The organism is Thalassotalea crassostreae (assembly GCF_001831495.1).
In the GTDB taxonomy this organism is placed as follows: domain Bacteria; phylum Pseudomonadota; class Gammaproteobacteria; order Enterobacterales; family Alteromonadaceae; genus Thalassotalea_A; species Thalassotalea_A crassostreae.
In genome coordinates this window covers 1,551,164-1,573,561 of sequence record NZ_CP017689.1, presented here as the reverse complement: position 1 = coordinate 1,573,561, position 22,398 = coordinate 1,551,164, and the positions used below count along the sequence as shown (strand labels likewise).

Here is a 22,398-nt window from a genome sequence, read left to right as displayed (position 1 = left end):
CTTGGGTTATATTCTACTCCACCCTTTTGCAATTAATCATAGAGCAGATTAAGCAAGCTCAATTAAATTTACCAATGCTTTTTGCGAATCGCCATTAGTTCAGCATTGTTTTCGTCGGTATCACCTAATTCTTCTTTTAATGCCAATAACTGAACTTTTAATCGTTCTCGAACGGCTTTATATTTTTCATCATGATAAATATTGTTCATTTCAAGTACGTCATTTTTCATGTCATACATTTCCCAATACGGTGGTGTAGGTTTGGTTTTCTTACTCCCCTCTTTTGCCGGTAGGCCGTAGAAAAACACTAATTTATATTCAGGAGTTCTAATACCATAGTGTGCAGGGTTGTAATGATGTGCCATATGCAACCAATATCGGTAATAAATAGCATCATGACCTTCAGCTGTAGATGTGGATTTCAGGCTTGCAGCAAAGCTCTTACCTTGCATATAAGTGGGCGTGTCTTTACCGGCAAAGCTAAGCAAGGTTGGTGCGATATCGGCATTGGTATATAGTTTATCAATACTCTTATCTTGTTCTATAACGCCAGGGTAACTAACAATAAATGGCATACGGCTAGACTCTTCATAGATCCAACGTTTATCACCATAATCATGTTCTCCAAGCATCATACCTTGATCTGAGGTATAAACGATTATGGTGTTTTCCTGCAAACCATTTTCTTCTACATAATCAAGCACTCGGCCAACGTTTTCATCAACCGCGGTAACGGTAGACAGATAGTTTTTAAGATACATTTGATAAGCGCGTTTTGTTTCATCTATTAATTCAGCTTCGTTAGATGGAGTAACCTTTTTCTTAACACCTTTTTGTAAAAACCGCTTAGCAAAGCTTCTTTGCGTCCAACGTCTTGAAATAGATGAGCCGAATTGAAAGCCTTCAATTCCATTAACAACAACCTCATTGCCTGGACCGTGATTACCGCGTTCCAATAAACTTTTTGGTTCTGGAATTTCAACATCTAAAAATTGATGTTGATGACGTTTTGCTGGCTCCCAAGGACCATGTGGTGCCTTATTGTTTATCATCAGCATAAAAGGTTTGCTTTTATCGCGCTTGTTAAGCCAAGCGAGACTTAAATCGGTGGTTATGTCGGTAACATAACCTTTTATCGTTTTACCACCACCTTTTGCATCCACCCAAAGGTTACCTTTTTCCTTAAATTTAGGATTGTAGTAATCACCCTGACCCGGTAATACATTGTAGTAATCAAAACCAAATGGTTCAGTTTTAATATGCCACTTACCAATTATCGCGGTTTGATAACCTAAGCTCTGCAATTCATGTGGAAGCGTAGGTGTTTCTTTAGCAATTTTTCCACCTAATGTTTTAACGCCATTTGTATGAGAGTATTGGCCGGTTAAAATAGTTGCCCGGCTAGGCGTACAGATAGAATTACTCGCATACAAACCATCAAGCCTAACGCCACTTTTTGCTAATCTGTCGATATTTGGTGTTTGAAACACACGATTAAGACGACCTTGATAAGCCGATATGGCGTTAGTTGCATGGTCGTCAGACATAATAACAATAATGTTGGGCGATTTGGGTTCAATTGTAGCTGTCGCCAAAGCATGTACACTAATAAGTATCAAGCCAAATAAGGGGAATAATAGTTTACTGACCAGTCGTTTCATGGGGTTCCTTCGATAAAAAAGCACTCATCGAGAATTCAATGAGTGCTTATAATTAAGGCTATTTAACTTCAATGAGCATATTTACTAGAAAGTAGCAGTTACACCAACTGAGAATCGACGACCGTTACTATTGTAGTATTTAAGTCGTTCGGTAGTGCCAATTTGTTCCCAATACGGCAATTGGTCAAAGTAAGCAGTTTTTTCTTCATCTGTTATGTTAACGGCTTTTACTACCATTTTAACGGTGTCAGAAAACTTATACGAGCCAGACAAATCAAACTGTTGGTAGTCATCAACATATTGGGTATTGTTTTGCGAACCAAACGCCGAATTTAAATACTCTGAACGGTAGTTATGAGATAAACGAATACCAAAGGTTTTGGTTTCATATGCCAAAGTTGCATTAGTAGTATGTTCAGACAACCCCTCTAAAGGAAACTCGGTTCCCTCAACTACCTTACCAGTACTAGGGTCAACAATTTCGGCGGTACTATCGTTGTAGGTATAATTAAATTTGATTGAAAAATTAGACCAAAAACTTGGTAAAAAATCTAAGTCACGATAAACATTTACCTCGGCACCAACGACTTCCGATGACGGACCATTTATAGGACGTGTTACTTCGAATAACTTACAACCATTTTCATCGTTATCTGAGCCATCACCACCTAAATAACAGTCTCCATTATCATCATAATATGGAGAAACAACCGTAGTTTTTAAGATGTAATCTTCAATATCTTTATAAAATAACCCAAGAGAAATCATCCCTGAGTCTCCCATATAATACTCTAAACTTAAATCCACTTGATCTGAAAGATAAGGGTCTAAGTAAGGGTTACCACCTTTGATTTTACCTGTGGAGTCTGCAGTAGAAATACTTAATCTTGGTGCTATTTCACCAAATGATGGACGTGCCATAACGCGACCTGCAGCAAATCTTAAAATAGTGTCTTCAGTAAACATGTAGCGTACGTTTAAAGACGGTAATACATTATCGTAGTCGTTTTCAAAGTCGGTAATAACAATTTCATCACCTTCTTTTACGCCACCTGTACTTGTGGTTTCAGTACGAACAAAACGCACACCAATATTACCAGCTAAAGCACCAGAATCATTTTCAAAGTTGGCCATAACATAAGCAGCTTGAGTCTGCTCTTCTATTTCATAGCCATTAAGTTTATTTGGATCTGACAATTCACTGTTTTGCAGCTCTTCTTTGGTTATTCCAAAACCGGCTAGTGAGGCGTCTAAGTTAGCAATCGGCCAACGTTTAATGGTATTACCTGAAACACCATCATAAAAGTTATCTACCGGGAAATCTTCTTCAACGCCTTCATCAGCTAAGGTCAGGTCCCAATTGTACTGATTAACGCCTTCAGCATTTGAAGTAAAACGAGGGGAATCTGAAATTCTATCTTTATTACGTTTAGTTGCTCGCACACCAAACTCTAACGTTTGAATCCAATAAAAATCAAGGTCGTAGTCAAGATCAAACTGTGCGGCAATTTCATCATCTTCAGTCATATCTGTTGTTGATGTAACTGCTTGAATGGTATAGCGAGAAGGGTCTAAATGAGCATCTTCTTCCCCCCAAAGTATCGACGGCATGTCCCCTAACCTTGTGTCGAAGCTATATGGAGTGCGCACACCAGCATGACTGGTATTAAATGATAGGCGAAATGACTCCGGAGTTTCCAATTCTGTGTATGAATAACCAATAGAGCCTGAAATTGCCAATCTATCAAAGTTTTTAGAAGCCTCTAAACCAACAATGTAGTTCGTTTCCTCTTTAGTACTCCAAGCGTTATTACTAACCATGTTGCCCATATAATCTGGGTCAGGTACGCCATTTTCATCAGTTAAATAACCATCACCATAAACCACGGTATTATTGTCATTTAAAATCATTGTATTTGGATCGAGATAATTAGGACCTAACGATAATTGATAACGGTCTTGCTCTACGTCAAATGTTGAGGCACCAATATCGAACACAAACTCAGTGGAGTCATTAGGGCGATATTCTAAGCTCACTGAACCACCTATGCGCTCACGGTCTTGTTGGTATTGGCGGAAATTAAAGTTATTTGGACGAGCGGCACCATATGGTCCTAGATCTTCGCCATTAAAAAAACGATCAGGGTGACCTTCCGGTAATGTACGAATTACCCCTTCATTAGGGTCAGTAATCGTATCTGGTGCACCTTTTTTACCGCCAGTAACAGACGTTGGCATAATATAACCAAACACTTCCATACCATCTTGGCGATTTCGACGTTTTTCATAGTTTAGGTTGGCAGCTACACCAAATTTCTTATCAAAAAATTGATCGATATAATTAAGTTGTAATTTAGGGTCAACTTCTTCAGATAAATCTGAGTAATCGGCATTAGCACTAACCACTATTTTACGATTTTTAGAATCAAGTGCTCTACGTGTTCTCAAGTTGATAGTCGCCCCTAAAGAACCTTCTACCATACTAGCACCTGGAGTTTTAAATACTTCTACTCGTTCAAGTAAGCCTGATGAAAATGCCTCTAAACCAACTGCCTGATCGTCTCCTGCAGAGGTCAAGGTTTTACCATTAACAACTATTCTATTTAGATTAGGAGCCATACCGCGCACGCTCACTTGTGAACCTTCACCATTTTCACGAGTGATCGCTATACCAGTAATTCGCTGTAATGCTTCCGCTACGTTTTCATCTGGCATTTTACCGATGTCTTCAGCAATAATCGCATCTACTACGCCTATAGCTTCTTTTTTTATATCACGAGATTTTTGTTCTGAAGCTCTAAAACCTTCAATTTCAATGATTTCGATTTCTTCATTAGCTGTATTGCTTGTTGTGTTCTCTTCTTCAGCAAACGCTGTTGAATTAAGCATTAACATTGACGACGTACCTAGCAATGCAATTTTGCATGCTTTGGTTAACGCAGCGACTTTAAAAGATTTCATTGTTTACTCTCCTAACCCTAAATTCGTTATTTGGTAACTTTTGTTTGTTGTTATTTAGTCATTGGCAATGTAAACATCGCCATAAATACTTCTTTTTATGTAATTTTTTGAACAAAGATAAAGCCGAAATCACTTTCTTTGTTAATATAAATTAGTCAATTTTAGATTTAGTAATGTTTTTATATTTATTTTTATATTTGTTTTTATTTGGCTGTGTTAGTACCGCCAAAGGTTTAAAACAATCGCTTCAATAAGCGCTGAACAAGTATTAAATAATGGGTTTGTACGACTTTTAACCACTCCGCTATAAAATCATGTTTTTACTTTATAATAAACACTAACATAAAATATTTGCTAAATCTTTACATTTCTACATTTTTATTTAAACAGTAACACTAAAACTCGCCACACCCCACGTTACACATAAGAATAATAAAAAATAAATATCATTAAATACTCTGCTTTTAGTTTGATTAAATTTATATAAAAGACACGACAAAAGCATAAATCTTAAAAGTCGAAGAGTATTGCAGTGTTACTCACCTACTACTACTGTAGTGATGCTTGCGGTTAACGCTCAATTTTATGCTTTAAACGATCACTTAACCGTAAACTTCCATACGGTTCCTTTAATAAGGCGATCATTAACTTTAGCATCGACTCGCCAGTAATAACTATTGCCAGAAATGAGTGTTGATTCACTTTGGTATATATTGGCTTCGCTAGCCATAAAAGAACCTTTAAACAAGCTACTATCGATATCTCCTGCAGCAGTATTTTCTAATGTAGAAAGCTGTGTTGCCAAATAAACGTAGTGCTCTGCACCTTGATAAGCTTCTCGCCACATTAAAGTCACTGTAGGTAGTACATCTAAAGCTTGCGCATCGCTAATTTCATCTCTTGGAATTGGAAAGCTTGCACGTGGACCACGAAATCCTGGGATCCAGTAATAAGGCGAATCAAGCTCATAGGCACCTAGGTCAAGTGCTTCTCCATGCACTGTGGTTTCAGTATATTGCGGTATCGGTGCGCTACCAGAGTAATTTGAAAAACTATTAGGACTATCGATTACCTCGCCTGCATCGTGAAGTTCGCCTCCACGTTTTGGCCTAAAATCACGATTATGAATATCAATAAGTTGTGCTTCTAATCGCTCAGACAAATCAATACCAACACCATCAATAACTACGCCATTAAAATTTTCTCGATGTGTTTTTAAAGGGCTAGTATCGCTTTTTTGGCCAAGATATAAAGAAGATATATCGGTGATTTCATTTCGCTTTGAAGAAATAGAGTCACTGGCATTATTCGCCGCAATAGAACGCTCATGGCGATAGTAGATATTTGGATCAATTAACATTCTTAGGTCAACATCATCATTGTTCCAAGTGGTATTGTGATAAACACGATGATCATCGCCTTTAACCATTATTCCTTTGGCATTCCACACAACATTATGATGAATCATTCCCCATTGGCCGCCCCAGCTTTCATTGGTTGTATCGAAAGGAGCATCAAAACGAATGCCATATTTCTCAGAGTCATGAGCCCAGTTATAGGACATGTTTACTGCAGCTTGCTGAGCTTTACGAAGTTGAAAGCTAGCTCCGTCGTTTTGAGCAAAACCGCCCGTTCCCATATCATTATAGGTAGCATGTAAACTGCCCCCTTCAGGTACAAACATACTGGAGTTACCAATAGTGTCCATAGTGTTATAGCTAAACTCTACTTTTTGGTTAGTCATATCTAACGTCATAACCGTTGCATGTGGAGCTAACGTATCAGCGCTTGACCAATCGAGGCGTTCAAATAAATTATTGCTCACAATGGCCTGTCCTCCAGATACAATCAAAGATTGAACGCCGCTGTCAGTAATTTTGTTGTTTCTGAAAATGATGCCACTATCGTTGCGCTTCCCTGTTGCTGAATAAAGTTCGATGTATTGATTGCGACCATATCCGGTGTCGTTATTACCGTAAATTTTTAATACACGACGATCAGCAGCGCTGTATTTAAAACTGTTATTCTCAATGGTAATGTTATTACATGGATTACAACGCAAAGAGCTAGCTAGAAAGTCAAATCCTGAAATTTTAATAAAGTTACTGTTTTCCAAATTAAAACTGTAACTAATATCACGTACCTTTACATTATTCTCAGGTGCCCCACCATTTGGGTGCCATAAGTAGACAAAATGTTTGCCGTTTTCTTTTTGATAATGCCATTCACCTGGTTGGTCAATAAGTTCAACTTTTGCCTCTAGAAAGAAACTTAGTTTCTTAGACTTATAAGCCTTTAGGCTTGGTTCATGAGTGAATACGTTAGTCCCAGGAACATGTGCAACATCTTTATTTTGGTAATTATAAAGTGCACCGGTATAAGGGTTATAAGTAGTAAAAATTGGATCCATGTCATTGTACGCTTTAACCATACGCGAATAAGTATAGAAGCTTGCAGTATTAGCTACGATTATGGCACCACTTACATCAAGCAAATCACCTTTATAGTCTTTTGCCGTTGCTAAGTTATGGTAAGTAACGAGTTCATCAGAGCCGGAAACATCATTGGTGATGATACCGTCTTTTTTAGATCCTCTATTTGATACACTAGTGCCTTTACTACCGCTATCTTGTTCACCTTCAGCCCAAACAGCTGCTGAATATACCGATTGTGAATTGCTCGATGAAGGCATCGAAAAGTTTGCATTTGGCCAGCGCGCTAACATTTGCATTTCATCATCAACTAACAATTTCCAGATAGGACGATCTACTTCGACCTTATAAATGTCACCATGAAATTGCTTCCAGTCATCTATTTTTATCTCATTAACCGAAACAGCTCCCGTTAGCGTAACTTGCTCACAAGGGTATGCCTCAATAGATAAATAATTTTCCGGTGAACCATTAAGAGCGATATTTTCGACTTCAGAATGATATTCACCCTGTCTTACATAAATAGTCTTGCCTGCGGCATTAACGACACCATTGGCAGCGAGTGAGTTTAAAGCTGCAGAAATACTGGCAAACGGTTGTGTTTCTGTACCAGAATTCGAATCGTCACCATTCATAGCAACGTACAGCGCATCGCTCGCGATGCTGCTTGAATTTACCGTACAAGCTATTTCAGGCTCTGGCTGAGGCTCAGGTTCGGGCTTTGCGTCATTTTCATCGACGTCAAAAACGGTTACGTTAACCGCCTTACTCGCCGAATTATTGCCAACATCAACAGCTGTTAATTGAATTTGATAAGTATTATCAGCATTACTATCACTTGGCCGCTCATAATCTTTAGCCGAAAGTGTAAAGACGCCATTTTCAGTATTTAGCTCAAACAAAGGAGCATCGTTACCGCTAATTGACCAAATTAAATCGCCTTGCGGACTATCTCCACTTGTTGTAGGCACAGCACTAGAAAACTCTGTGTTTTCAGCGACATTGACATCCGTTATGCCCGCGATCGAAAACTCAACATTTGTCGATTGAGGTGAATTATCCTCGCTCGTACCGCCACCGCCGCCACAGGAAATTAATAAGCCACTCAATGTTAATGCTGTTAAAGGTAATTTTGCATTCATAATTTTTTCTTTTCAGGTTGTAGTCGAAACGTTTAATAATGCCGCTGCTATCAATAACAAGGCACTAAGAACGGCTTCCTTTGCATAGTTTGCTGTATACTTTTTATTCATTCAGTATGTTATTTTCTTAATATAAAAGTCAACCAAAATTAATGATTATTATAAATTTAAACCACTTATTTCTGATTAAATATATTAATAAACACTTATAATTAGTATTTAAACTATAATAATCACGAAAAAACAAAGAAGGGACAAAACGAGAAAATGAGAATTTTAAATGTATTAAATGTTGACCAAAGACCACTATACATAGGCCATCTCAAAAGTTAGACATGCTCCTAAAAGTCTTATTTTTTAAAACTACTTAACTAGAGTTAACGATTTTATTCGAAAAAAAAACGCTGTAGGATTACAGCGTTATTTATTAGGTTTGATTTGTATCTTAAGACTTTTTAATATGCTCAGCGTCCGGCTCAGTAACGATTAAATCACCTTCTACTTCAATTTTAAATGAATAGGCAAATTCACCTACTTGTTTTTCAGGATATACTATATGCAAACCTTTGCTATCTCGTTTCCATTCAATCTTTTCATCACTGCCAATAAGGCTGATGTTTTTGATCTTATCTGAACTTGAAATTGCGTAGTCATTATTTAGCGTTTTAATCGTTAACTTACCATTTTCAGGCCAGCCTAACGCGATAGCATATAAAGTATTGTCTTTTTGAGTAAAGCGAACATCTTTTGCACCAAGTTTACGATGATCCCACTTAACCTTTTCTTTGCCTTTAATTTTAACAAACTTAGTTACTTTAGTTGGACCTTCACCATAGACACTGTAACGACGCGTACCGTATATTGCCTCGCCATTAACTTTCATCCAACGACCAATACCCTTCATAATTTCAACTTCTGCTTCAGGAATTGAACCGTCGCCTTTTGGCGTTAATGATAAAAACATAATACCGCCACGGCTGGCAAAATCTATAATGCTATCAACCTGATAGTCAGGACCGTCACGGTAAGTCTTATTATTAACATAACTCCATGGGTAACCTATAGCTCTATCAGCTAACCAATAACCAGGTTGATGCTCTGGCATATCTCTACCGTTCTCATAACTTTTTAAACCCACATGGTCGGGAAAATTAAAATTGGCAGCTAACTTATTAGCCACGACTACGTCTTGATCGCGTGCCGCTGATTCGTTGTAATAGTACGAGATAGCTTTAGTAACATTCTCTTCAGTTGGGTGACCACCTTTCATTGAAGTAGATAAACCATCAAACCAAATAAAATCAGGCTTGTAGGTATCTACAACTTCAGTAATCTTACCGTACCAATCTGAGTTAAATTGCTCTTCTGAATCACGACCTTTTTTCCAGAAAAAGTCACCTAATTCAGGATCAGACAACTCCCATTTAGGGTTGATCTTAGATGCATCAGCACCTTTATCTTTTAGTTCTCCATAAGCATAGTTAAACGTTCTACCATGATGGAATGTTGCTGCAAGTTTCATATCTGGGTATTTAGCGACTTCTGCAGCGATTTCGCCGTAGATATCCTTCTTAGGACCCATATTTTTAGAATTCCAACGGCTGTACTTAGAATCCCACAATAAGAAACCATCGTGATGTACTAAAGCGATACCACCAAATTTGGCACCTGCTTCATTCATTAGGCCGACCCACTCGCTGGCATTAAATTTGGGTGCAGTAAACTTGGGAATAAAGTCTGTATAGCCAAACTCTTCTAAAGAACCGTATTTTTTCGTATGGTACTCATACACTCCTTTACGATTTTTTGGTGAATACATTTGACGTACGTAATCTGGTCCACCATGTGCAGGAACTGAATAAATTCCCCAGTGTGTATATACGCCAAATTTTGCGTCAATTAGCCATTCTGGAATTTGTTTTGTTGCGATTGAATCCCAATCAGCTTTTATCGTTTCAGTCTTTTCTGCAAGCGCCGAAGGAGCGCTTAAACTCAGCACTGCTATAGTTAAGGTAGATAGTGGTAACTTTATTGCTTTAATCATTTTTGTTTCACTTTTTATAATTGAAAATTGCGTTTAACTCAAACTACTAAATGTTTTTAACCTATAAAATACACACCTACAAGTTTCTTTGCATAATCTTTACAATTAAAAGGAGATTAAAGAACAAAAAATTAATCGCCTTTCGTTAATCTATACGACTAATTTTAAATTTTAGGAGGCTGCCATAAAGGTAATGGACCGCTTGCTATGGCTTTCTCATACAGTTCAACAAATGGCTGATGCTCTGCCAATGGAACATCTTCATTTACCATAAGAGGCACAGTCTCGTTCCACCAAGAATCAAACTTTTTCCTTAATTGCTCTACGACCTCTGGATATTTGTCAGCAACATTCACGTCTTCAAAAGGATCATTAATGATGTCATACAGTTCTTTATTATTAACTAATCGCCAACGCTGGGTGCGAATGGCAGACCTTTTGTATTTGCTGTGTTCAACATTACTCCCATTTGCCCAGCGGCCTCTGTGAACAAAAATTTCTCGATCCGGCCAATCAGACTTTGGATTTTCTAATAATGGCAAAAGCGAGCGCCCATCGATTTGTTGAATATCACTTGGAATTTTTGCGCCAGCAAGCTCAGTAAACGTTTGAAATAGATCTATATGTGCCGTTAGCGCTTTAACGTCTACATTTTCAGGTAATACGCCTGGCCAGCGCCAAAAAGCAGGTACATGAGTACCACCTTCATGGGCGCTTCCTTTACCCGTTTTAAAGCCTGCCATATGCATTTTTTTATTTTTGCCATTAAGTTTACCGTTTCGACCGGCTTGACCATTATCAGTCATAAAAATAACTAAGGTATTGTCAGTTAACTGCCATTGTTCCAATTTTTGCACTAGTAAGCCAAAGTTATCGTCGATGTTTTCGATCATGCCGTAACGACCTTGCGTTTTTCCATCCCAGCCCATGTCCTTAAATTTTTTCTTATATTTTTCAGGGGAAAGCATAGGACCATGAGGCGCGTTTGTAGAAATATAGGCAAAAAATGGTTGTTTAGCGTCATGTTGTTGCTTTATCCATCCTAACGCAGCCTGAAAAAACACATCGGTACAAAAACCTTTGGTTTGTACTACTGTGTCATTGTGCAGAATTACATTATCAAAATACTTATTATCTTTTTTCTGATTGGGCGGAAAGTCAGCTGCACTGCCAGGATATGATTGACCAATACCACCAGCACCGTGCATAAACACTTCACTAAATCCTCTGTTTTGCGGCAAATATTGTTGCTCATCACCTAAGTGCCACTTACCAAATAAGCCGGTTTGATAGCCAGACTGCTGCAATAATTGCGCAAACGTTGTGGTAGATAACGCCATACGTTCTCGCTCACGTATGGTGTGTGTAACGCCATTTCTAAATTCATGCCGTCCACTCATTAATGCTGCTCGGGTTGGAGCACAGGTAGGACTGACATGAAAGTCAGTAAATCGAGTTGAACGCATATGAAAGGCATCAATATTTGGGGTTTGCAATACTTTATTACCCATTACCGATAAATCGCCCATGCCTTGATCATCCGTCATTACAAGAATGATATTTGGCCTACTCCCTTTTAACTGCCCTGCACTTACATTATGTACCAAACAAACAACAACGATTGTTGTCATTAGTGTGATAACGTTAGAAAGTTTCATAATTTTAGTTCGCCAATATATATTATTTTGTTAGTTAAGACTTTATTAACGCTTGTCTGATCGCAATAAGGCTTCTTCAGTAAAACGAATATTTTCTCGCTTGAATTTACGCTCTTTATTACCTGTTAAACTGGTTTCAAAACGAATTAAATGTGGCCAAGGTTTATTTTTACGTTGAGCAACATGCGACAATCCCCAAGTGATCCCTACACCGTTATCAGTATTTGTATATGCGTCAGGTACATAAGGTCCTGCAGCATCTGGTGGCAATACTACATTTGCCATAATTTCAAAATTTTCGCCATCTTCAGACCATTGAATAGTATTCTTTTCTGGGCCATTAGCCGTTACGAGAGCCGCAATACCAGTTTTATAAGGCCATAAAACCACCTCATGACCACTATTTAGTACAGGGTTTAGTTTTGATTTTATGAATGGACCAGCAGGATTTTCAGCGATGGCTAAACCACCTGAAAAATCAGGGTAGGACAGCTGTGTTTTACCAGCTAAGCCCATAGGGTGAGCCTTGTAGTACATATAAATTTTGCCATTTTTTACCAGCAAATATGGGTCATGCACTTTTAAACTATCAAACCCTCCTTCGCTCTTAATTTTAGAGCGAATTGCTGCATCACCATCCCACACGCCTGACTTTCCTGTGGTGAGCACAGGCTCAGGATGTCGATGCCAAGGGCCATTAGGACTATCAGACCAACTCATTGCTATTACATTCTTAGTGCGCTGATTGAACGGGCTTTGTACCGCTTGATAGTACAAATAATACTTCCCCTGCCACAGTAAAACTCCAGGAGTAAAAACACTGCGATCATCAAACTCACCTTTAGGACCTAATCCTACGGCTTTTCCTTGCTCTGACCAATTATAAGTATCTTTGGACGTTGCATAGTAAATTGATGCTAAATCCCAGGTATTAGCAGGTGTGTTGGTTTTCGGATTAGCTTTAGCGTAGCCTACAGGCGCCGGCCCTTTTTCAGTTTTGGTGTAATAAACATAGTAGGTATCGTCGACCTTGATGATTTGGCTAGGGTCCCTTCGACTCACCCCTTCCTCATAAGGCAAGCCTTTCGCTTTTTGGTAATTAAATGAACTATAAAACTCGTTATCAGCAGGGTTCTTTGACTGCCACATATCCTGATAGCGTTTCATTGCTGAACTAACGAGTTGTTCTTGCGCAACACTAACACCGCTGGTTGTTGCAATAAGAATTCCGGCAAAAGTTAAAAGCTTGTTTTTAATATTCATGTTGCCTCAGTTGGTTAACAGAAGTTCAAATAAAGCATGGGGAATTATTTATTCCCCATGCCTATTAGTCATTCCAATGTTTATCGATAATGGCTTGAATGTGTGGGTATTTTTCATCGGTTTCAGAATAGACTTGTCGTTGTTCTAACAATTCAGCTTTCATCTGTGCAATAACGTCCTTGTATTTTGGATCATTGTAAGCGTTATTATTTTCTTCTGGATCTGCGCTTAAGTCGTAAAACTCCCATGCAACGGGAGTGGCGACTGTTGAAGGTACAACACCATCTTTTCGAGCTAATTTCTTAGTAGATTTTTTTGAATTCTGCTGAGCTTGTCCAATGTCATAATGAACGCCGTAGAAAAATATTAGTTTGTGCTCTGCTGTTCTTAAACCGAAATGCGCCGGTACGTCATGATGGGCGCGATGCATCCAATAGCGGTAATATGAACCTGTGCGCCAATCTTCTAGCTCTTCGTTATCAAGTACATTGGTAAAGCTTTTACCGTGCATTTTATCTGGTGTTTCAGCGCCAGCAAGATCAAGCATAAAAGGAGCAAAGTCAGTATTATTGATAATATCGTCATTTACTTTTGGCGCATCAGGCTTTCCTGGATGATAAACAATAAATGGCATACGTAGCGAGCCTTCATACATCCAGCGTTTATCTATAAAGTCGTGTTCACCTAACATCATTCCTTGATCGCCGGTATAAATAATTACCGTATTTTCCCATTGGCCAGTAGCCTTTAAGTGGTCAAATAAACGTGCCAAATTATCGTCTACACCTTTAACTGTACGGAGGTAGCGCTTTAAGTAGCGCTGATAAGACTCTGCTGTATAGTCATGCTCAGATAAACTTTGATCAACGTCCATATGAATGCCCATATTTCGACGAGGGTTACGCTTTGACACTGACGTGCCTAACTCACTGATCATTGCATCATTTTCACCACGACTCGCGATTGAGCCAAAATTTTTACGATCGTATAAGTTATCTGGCTCAGGGATTGTAATATCGGCCAAATATCCATCATAGCGCGGTGCATTTTCAAACATATCATGCGGCGCTTTATAGTGATGCATCAAGAAGAAAGGTTTATCACTGGTACGATTGTTTAACCAGTCAATGGTTAAATCGGTAATAACATCAGATGAATGTCCTTTTACCTGAACTTTGTTGTTTGGCCACTTACCTTTACCATTAATATCTCGAAATACAGGGTCAAAATATTTACCTTGATTTGGCAGTACCTTGTAATAATCAAATGCAAGAGGCTCTTTTTTAAGATGCCATTTACCTATCATCGCAGTTTCATAACCCGCAGCAGACATCAACGTTGGCAAATATTGCTGCTCTGCACCAATTTTACCATCAAGATCTAAAGCACCATTGGTTTGACTATACTGGCCGGTAATAATTGATGCACGAGAAGGCGTACAGATAGAGTTAGTAACAAATACATTATCAAAACGCGTACCTTGCTTGGCAAGCGCATCAATCGTAGGTGTAGGGTTTAATGGCGCTAAATGGCCACCATAAGCTCCTATCGCTTGACGAGTATGATCGTCAGACATAATGAACAAGATGTTAGGCTTTGTATACTTAGCATAAGTCGTCGTTTCTTGCGCATGTTTATTTTCAGCACTACTGCAGGATGCCAGGGTCACAGCCATAGATGATGCAAGCATTAACTTATTCATTGTTATAATTATTTTAGATTTCATTGTTATTTTCTTTTAATCATTATTTCTGGAACAGTGTCAATAATCAGTCATTACATTTAGACACTACATCCAAATACCAACCAAGTGATTATTATAAACTATATACACCTTATGCTAAATTTTGATAAAAATAAAGCGCCAATGTAGTAATTTAAATGAATTTTTATCTTAAGATTTAATGGAAATAAAAAGGCCGAATCAATTGATTCGGCCAATGTTTACTGCGTTTATTTTATTATAGTTTTCGTCTCATTAACGCAATACCAGCGAGTAACATACCCCAGATGCCAAATGAACCACCACTGTCACTGCTGCTTTCGATATCAGCGTTAACAACAGAAACAGATTCTGCGCCTTCATGGGATTGACCATTAGATACGATTAATTTAATACCAATGCTTGTCGAGTGTTTGTCACGTTTTGGAACTTTAAAACTGGCGATACTTTTGTTTGAATTAACAATATTGATCACCGGACCACGTGTTTGCACCCATCTAAACGATAAATCAGCACCTAAATTATCAGTTGAAGCACTGCCATCAAGTTCAATAACGTCACCAGGCTTTAAGCTAATAACCTTATTACCGGCGTCATCTTCACTCGCTCTCGCTCCAATCAAATCGACACTCGAAGAAACAAAAGACGGTATCGCACTAAGCGTAAATGTTTTTAACACTGTAGTGGTATGAACGTCATTGCTAATAGTTAACTCAAATACGACTTCTTCGTCTACTTGAACATTAGGAAGTGCGGCAATATTGATTCCCGATTCAGTCTCAGTAAACTCTATAGTTGGACCTGAAAGTTGTTTCCAACTATGGCTTAACGTTGATTGACCTTTCGATAAGCCATCAGAGCCAATTATATTTACATTAAATGTTAATGATTCACCTTCAACGATATTTGTACCTACTTGTTCAGGCGATTCAACAAAACGAGCAATACTTACTGAAATACTTTGCTCATTATCTAATGGGAAACTATCAGTCTCATTTGGCACGCCGTCGTTGTCCGAGTCATCATCAGCATTGTCACCAATACCATCGCCATCAGCGTCACCACTTTCTGCAGGATCGTCAGGGAATACATCACCATTATCACCTACGCCATCACCATCAGTATCAATCCACTCATTTGGATCGTCCATAAATGCATCTTCATCATTTATGTAGCCATCTCCATCGTTGTCGCCAAGTGGGTCAAAAGTTACAACGCGTACTAATAACGGAGCTGATGCTACACCTGAAACACTAAAACTGTCTGAGGTGCTAATTACGGTAGTAAATGCCTCTTCTGATACCGTATATTTAAGAACGGGGAGTTTTGTTGTTCCAGGTTCTACTGGAACACTAACATCAACTAGCGTTGCGTCTAATGTTAACGGTAACCACTTAGACGGTTTACCTGGTCTTGCCCAAGTCGACCACTCGAAACCATTCAACTCGAAAAAAGCGTCTACATTTTCTAAATTACTGCCATCAAAGAAGCCATGTATTGCTTCATACTGTTCATTGGTAGCCCATTTCCAATCCGAATTCTCTGCTAACCATGCTTCAATTTCTTCATAGTTTGCAGTACCTGCTTCATCACCTTCAGGTAAGCCTACACTTGCACTAACCGGTAGACGCATGATATCTAAACGTTGACCTAATATATCGTATGCTGACCAGTAATCTCGTCCGGCTCGATTGCCATAAGAATCAGTTTTTGAAAGTTTAGAACCTGCTGGCTCTGCTGATAAGTTTGGATCATATGGGTAGTAATCTAAATCATTTTCTATACCATCACCATCGATATCTGTATCAGTCACATCAGAAATAAAATCACCATCTAAATCGGCAGGTACATCATCAACAAGTAAAGGATCTGTGCCAGCAGATATTTCATCGTCATTAGTAAATCCATCGCCATCAATATCTGTATCTGTAACATCTGAAATAAAATCGCCATCTAAGTCGGCGGGAACATCATCAATAAGCAAAGGGTCCGAACCGGCAGCTGTTTCATCTTCATCGGTAAAGCCATCATTGTCGTCATCGGTATCTTCCCAGTCATAGGTGCCATCTAAATCGGTATCTAAAGGAAAACTTGTGTCTAAAAATGGATCAGTACCTGCCGCAACTTCGTCAACATCACTAACACCATCATTATCATCATCAGTATCAGTTACATCAGAAATAAAGTCACCATCATTATCTGCTGGTGTATCTAAAGGGTCTTCAGGGTCTGATTCCGCAGCTATTTCATCACTATCAGAATAGCCATCGTCATCGAAATCATCTTTGCCAACTAATGGATCACGAGGGTCGCCATCTTCGTCATTTAGAACACCATCGCCATCAATATCAGGATCAGTCACATCAGAAACAAAATCACCATCTAAATCATCTGGAACATCACTATTATTAAGAGGGTCTGTACCCGCAGCTATCTCATCAACGTCTGTAAAACCATCATTATCATCGTCTTCATCTATGTAATCTAATTCTTCATCACCATCCGTATTTGCCGGAATACTGGTATCATCCAAAGGATCAGAGCCTGCTAATATTTCAATATCATCATTGTAAGTATCGTTATCGTCATCAGGATCACTCGCATCAGGAATAAAGTCGCCGTCAAAATCGGCAGGTTTATCTTGATCATCTAATGGGTCGGTACCCGCAGCAAGTTCATCGACATCAGAAAAACCATCATTATCATCATCAGGGTCAATTGAGTCAGGCAAACCATCTTCGTCGGTATCAACTTCAACGTCGTTACTTACAATCACGAGATCATCTAAGTAAATATTAACGTTTTTAGTGTCACCGCTACCCGCTGATTTTGGAAAGATCTTGATAGGCTTGTCTGCTGCAGCGTCTGCAGGAATATCGATTTGTAATGTATATGGAAGCCATACACCATCAGAGTCTACTTTGTCGCCATTGACCGTTGAAGTCACATAAGCATCGACGACTAAACTTTGATAAGAATAACTAATCATTACTTTAGTAGTGGTACCGTCTACAGCGTCAATTTTCACCATGCCTGTTAATGTATATGACCCACCTGGCACCAATTCAACGGCTAGTTTTGCCGCCTTTGAATGTCCATCGCGACCGCCCTCACCAAAAATTTGCAATACGAAACTTTCTTGTGCGCCTTCATAACCAGTATCCATTATTATCGAAGGAACAATATGACTATGAGTAGGCACCCAATTGACGTATTCAACAGGATCGCTATCAGGAACCGTTTCTATAACGCCAGTTTCAAAATCACCATTTGTTACATAGTTAAATGCAGCCATTGATGAAAAACTAGTCATCGATAATACCGCCCCAATGGTTACAGCAATTTTGTTATATTTAAATTTATTCATAATCTTCCCCACAGCTTAACCTAATAATTTTATAGGTAAAAAACCATTGCTTATATCTATACAAATCACTATACAATGCTTTAAATCATTGTTAAGTCCCTGCTGCCCCCTTGTTAAAAAGATGTTAAATTCACGTTAATAACAATTTGGCAAACGAAATAAAATAACTCTTAAAGTGTTTTTTTCTTATAATATTCACTTTGTAATTATATTTTTAGCACTTGGTTGATAAGTAGTCAACCCTTAATCACTCCATATGTAAGTTTTTTGTAAAGAGCCATATTTAAGCAACAACAGTAATTCCAAATCAACAGTAAATAATCAATTTATTGTTAGCTGCGGTATTTGTATACAGCCGTTGTCTATATTTCACTCTTCCCCCTTACTTTTGATTAGTTTAAAACCCAACGAAAAAACTGTTCATACGCCAAAAAAAGCACTTTATAAATGGCGTTTAACGTTTGTAAACGTCTGATTAAAGGAAGTTTGTATTCTTGATTGAGCATGGCAACAGAAACAAGGGTTCTATTAGTTAGATAAAGCGGAAGGCTAAATAATAGGCACTTGCATGCAAATTATTCTTAATACATGAACATAAATACTACGTGGTAACTCTTTTTGCAGAGATTTACAACTTATTTGCAATTGCCTTTAATAACAATTTACAAACTCTTTACAAGGAATACTATTTACAATAAACACTTATTCGTTGATTATAAGTTACATAATGAATAAATGTAATTTTAAAATATATAAGAGCAGATGAGTATTATGAAAAAGCAATACCACAAAATACAAAAGTTGTTACTCCCGTTGTTAGCAGTAAGCTCGTTCGGACTTGAAGCTGCTGAGGTCAAAACAGCTGATAAAGCTGAGCGACCAAATATCATATTATTATTAACTGATGATCAAAGTTATCATTCCGTTGGCTACTCTGGTAACCATCAAGTTAAAACACCGAATATTGACGCATTAGCAGAGCGTGGGGTTATTTTCGATAGAGCCTATGACACCACATCTATTTGTATGGCGAGTAGAGCGCAAGTTTTTACCGGCATGTATGAATATAAAACTGGTGCCAACTTTACCCATGGACCGCTAGCACCTGAAAAATGGCAGCAGTCTTATCAGGTACTTTTACGTGATGCTGGCTACTTTACTGGTTTTGTAGGTAAATTTGGTTTTGCCGTAAAGGATGTTGAAAAAGGTAGCTCTTATAAGAAGGACGACGATTTACCTATTAACGATTTTGATGTTTGGTATGGCTGGCCGTCGCAAGGAAACTACGCAACGGCGAAAAACAAGTCTGTAGCAAAGTTTGCTAAACAATATCCTCATACAACAAAAGCTGTTGGCGCAGCATCGATAGACTTTATAGAACAAGCGAAAAAAACAGATAAGCCTTTTCTTTTATCAGTAAGTTTTAAAGCACCGCATAAAGCATTTACACCGGATCCAGCATATGACCACGTCTACGCTGACACCGTTTGGGAAGAGCCAAAGAACTTTGGTGAGAATGGCGCAAAACATATACCTGAACAAGCGAAAGGTGGTCGTCAGTACCGCACTATGAAAGATTTCGTTCCTGAAAAGTTTCAGACTAATATGCGAAAATATCACCAATTAGTATATGGCGTTGATCAAGCTGTAGGTATGATCACTGAAGCACTTGAGCAACAAGGTTTATCAGATAACACCGTGATCCTATTTTTAAGTGACAATGGTTACAGTCTTGGCGCGCATAACATGAGTGGTAAAGTTCTGCCTTACGAAGAGCCATCTCGTACCCCTATGGTTGTTTACGATCCACGCTTACCTTCATTAGGAAAAAATAATAGAGTTCAAAGTGTTACCAGTAACTTAGATATGGCACCGACAATATTTGAACTTTCAGGTGTTAAAACACCGAGCAATGTTGACGGTAAAAGTTTACTGCCTCTGCTTAAGAATCCAGATCAAAAAGTTCAAGACAATGTCATGCTAATCAATGCGTGGGGAAGCTCTCCAACGCACTCACTTACCGTAGTCACTGACAAATACAAATATATCTACTGGCCTTTTTCACACGGTATGGAACCAGCTGAAGAATTGTATGACCTTAGCAAAGACCAACATGAAATGGTAAATCAATTAAATAACCCTGAGTATGCAAAGCAATTAAAAATGATGCGTGAAAAGTTTGACGCTGGTGTTGTTAAGTGGCAAACAGAAACCGTTAGTACGGGTAACTACCCAGCCTTTGGTAAAATGTTTGATCGCAGCCTAGCCTGGGAAGAAAAGTTAAGCCATTTGGATTCACGAATGCAAAGAAAATACGTTGACTGGCAAGCCTCTGAAAAGTCAGAAAAAGACAAGAGTAAAAAAAATAAAGATAAAAACAGAAAAAATAAGAAAGACAAAAAAAACAAGAACTCTAAATCAACGTCTATAGAAACCAAATAGGACAAATTGGATGAAATTATCTAAATTAACACTAGCGACTTTACTAGTATCAGCTCAACTTGCTTCATTTAATGCTAGTGCTCAAAACTATGATGCAAACTGGGATTCTTTATCTGAAAAACCATTACCAGAATGGGTAGTCGATGCTAAGTTTGGTATTTATACTCACTGGGGTGTTTACTCTGTGCCAGCTCACGGTGGCCCCGATTACGCGCCTAATTTATATAGTCATAAAAGAGACGTCAAAGGCGCGTACAGCTACCATAAAGAAAAATATGGTGACTTAGATAAAGTTGGCTATACCGATCTAATTAAAAAATTCACGGCGCCAAAATTCGATGCAAAAAATTGGGCAGCAGTTATGCACAATGCCGGCGCTAAATTTGGTGGCATAAGTGTCGTTCACCATGACGGTTTTTTACTGTGGGATTCAAAAGTAAGTCGTTGGAATTCAAAAAAAATGGGGCCTAAACGTGACGTTTACGGCGAAATTGCCGAAGCGATTCGCGAATATCCAGATATGAAATTAGTTGCAACTATGCACCATGGTCGCTCGCCAGGTTGGAAAACTAAATTCTTACCAAAAGACTCTAAAGATGAAGCTAAAAACTGGGACATGTCTAATCCGGAATACAGTGATTTTTTCTGGGACCGTAAAGATAAAGATGTATTAAAGCAATTTGATAAAGACTGGGAAAAGAAAGTTCACGAAATTGTTGACAATTACCAACCTGATCTACTTTGGTTTGACGGCTTACGTCAAGCAATGAAAAGTGATCACCCGTCGGAAAATACGGTTTTAAATAGTTTAAGTTATTTTTATAACGAAGCAGAAAAACGAAAGCAAGAAGTTGTATTAGCGAATAAACACGCCGGTAAATTTAACTTTCCTGAAAATGTAGGTCTGCGCTCTTTTGAAGGCGGTCGAGATATGCCTGAGCATATTGAAGGTTACTACCTTACAGATAGAGCAATTGGCTACCCTTGGTCATACGTAAATAATAAAACTTACCGTGACGGAGCAGATTTTCACGTTGATTTCTTAATCGATAACGTGTCTCGTGGCGGTATTTATTTAATGTCATTAACACCAAAAGGTGATGGTTCAATCCCAGAGGGCGAACTTGAAATTACCAAAGGCATTGGTCGTTGGTTAGATGCTAATGGTGAAGCAATTTACGGCACACGTCGTTACTCTGTGTTTGGTGAAGGTAAGCATTTAATCTACAAAAAGCTTAAGAAAGGAAAAACCATTTACGCTTGGGATTACCGTATTTTAGGTAGTGACGATATTCGCTTCACCCAAAAAGACAATAACCTTTATGCGATGGTGCTTGGTACGCCAGAAAGTAAAAAGTTAACGATTAAAACATTAAACAATGATTATAATATTTCAAGCAATAACAAAATAACCAATGTTAGTTTGCTTGATAGTGATAAGACTGTGAAATGGTCAAGAGATAACAATGGTTTGCACATTCAATTCCCACAAGGCTATGACGGTGAGTTTGCTCATGCTTTTAAAATTGAAGTCGCTGGCGATTTAATCGTAACGGAACCAGATAAAGAAAATATCGTTAAGTTGAAAAAACTTAAAAAGATCACATTAGAGCCAGAAGACGAAATTAAAGTCGTCAACGCTGATAAGTAAACTATCCCAATCAAAAGGCACAATGGCATTAGGCATTGTGCCTTTTTACTTTAA

At 38.4% G+C, this 22,398-nt stretch carries 10 protein-coding genes; 2 read left to right on the top strand and 8 right to left on the bottom strand.

The features are described from left to right. Positions 1–68: 68 nt before the first annotated feature. From LT090_RS06780 to LT090_RS06745, 8 genes are all read right to left on the bottom strand, one after another. Positions 69–1,661: a sulfatase family protein gene (locus tag LT090_RS06780; RefSeq protein ID WP_068545181.1), complete on the bottom strand. Its 1,593-nt coding sequence runs from the start codon at positions 1,659–1,661 to the stop codon at positions 69–71. 84 nt (positions 1,662–1,745) lie between these two features. Then, positions 1,746–4,622 (bottom strand): TonB-dependent receptor, encoded by a 2,877-nt coding sequence (locus LT090_RS06775; protein ID WP_068545180.1) that lies wholly within the window; start codon positions 4,620–4,622, stop codon positions 1,746–1,748. Between the two features lie 598 nt (positions 4,623–5,220). Next, complete coding sequence (locus LT090_RS06770; RefSeq protein ID WP_068545179.1) at positions 5,221–8,196, bottom strand: cadherin repeat domain-containing protein; 2,976 nt, start codon at positions 8,194–8,196, stop codon at positions 5,221–5,223. Positions 8,197–8,641: 445 nt separating this feature from the next. Continuing rightward, the gene (locus LT090_RS06765) at positions 8,642–10,240 is read right to left on the bottom strand and encodes an alpha-L-fucosidase (protein ID WP_068545178.1); all 1,599 of its coding nucleotides are present in this window, start codon (positions 10,238–10,240) and stop codon (positions 8,642–8,644) included. 164 nt (positions 10,241–10,404) lie between these two features. Continuing rightward, positions 10,405–11,898 carry an arylsulfatase gene (locus tag LT090_RS06760; protein ID WP_068545177.1) on the bottom strand — a complete coding sequence of 498 codons (1,494 nt, stop codon included), beginning with the start codon at positions 11,896–11,898 and terminating at the stop codon, positions 10,405–10,407. Positions 11,899–11,943: 45 nt separating this feature from the next. After that, entirely contained in the window at positions 11,944–13,161 is a 1,218-nt protein-coding gene (locus LT090_RS06755; protein WP_068545176.1) for a glycoside hydrolase family 117 protein, read from the bottom strand. Between the two features lie 64 nt (positions 13,162–13,225). Next, entirely contained in the window at positions 13,226–14,887 is a 1,662-nt protein-coding gene (locus tag LT090_RS06750) for a sulfatase family protein (RefSeq protein ID WP_089152987.1), read from the bottom strand. Positions 14,888–15,122: 235 nt separating this feature from the next. Further along, complete coding sequence (locus tag LT090_RS06745; RefSeq protein ID WP_068545174.1) at positions 15,123–18,251, bottom strand: thrombospondin type 3 repeat-containing protein; 3,129 nt, start codon at positions 18,249–18,251, stop codon at positions 15,123–15,125. Between the two features lie 771 nt (positions 18,252–19,022). On the opposite strand from LT090_RS06745, the gene LT090_RS06740 reads away from it, so the two are divergent. Both LT090_RS06740 and LT090_RS06735 read left to right on the top strand, forming a co-directional pair. After that, complete coding sequence (locus LT090_RS06740) at positions 19,023–20,693, top strand: sulfatase family protein (RefSeq protein WP_068545173.1); 1,671 nt, start codon at positions 19,023–19,025, stop codon at positions 20,691–20,693. Between the two features lie 10 nt (positions 20,694–20,703). Then, entirely contained in the window at positions 20,704–22,344 is a 1,641-nt protein-coding gene (locus LT090_RS06735; protein WP_068545172.1) for an alpha-L-fucosidase, read from the top strand. Positions 22,345–22,398: the final 54 nt, after the last annotated feature.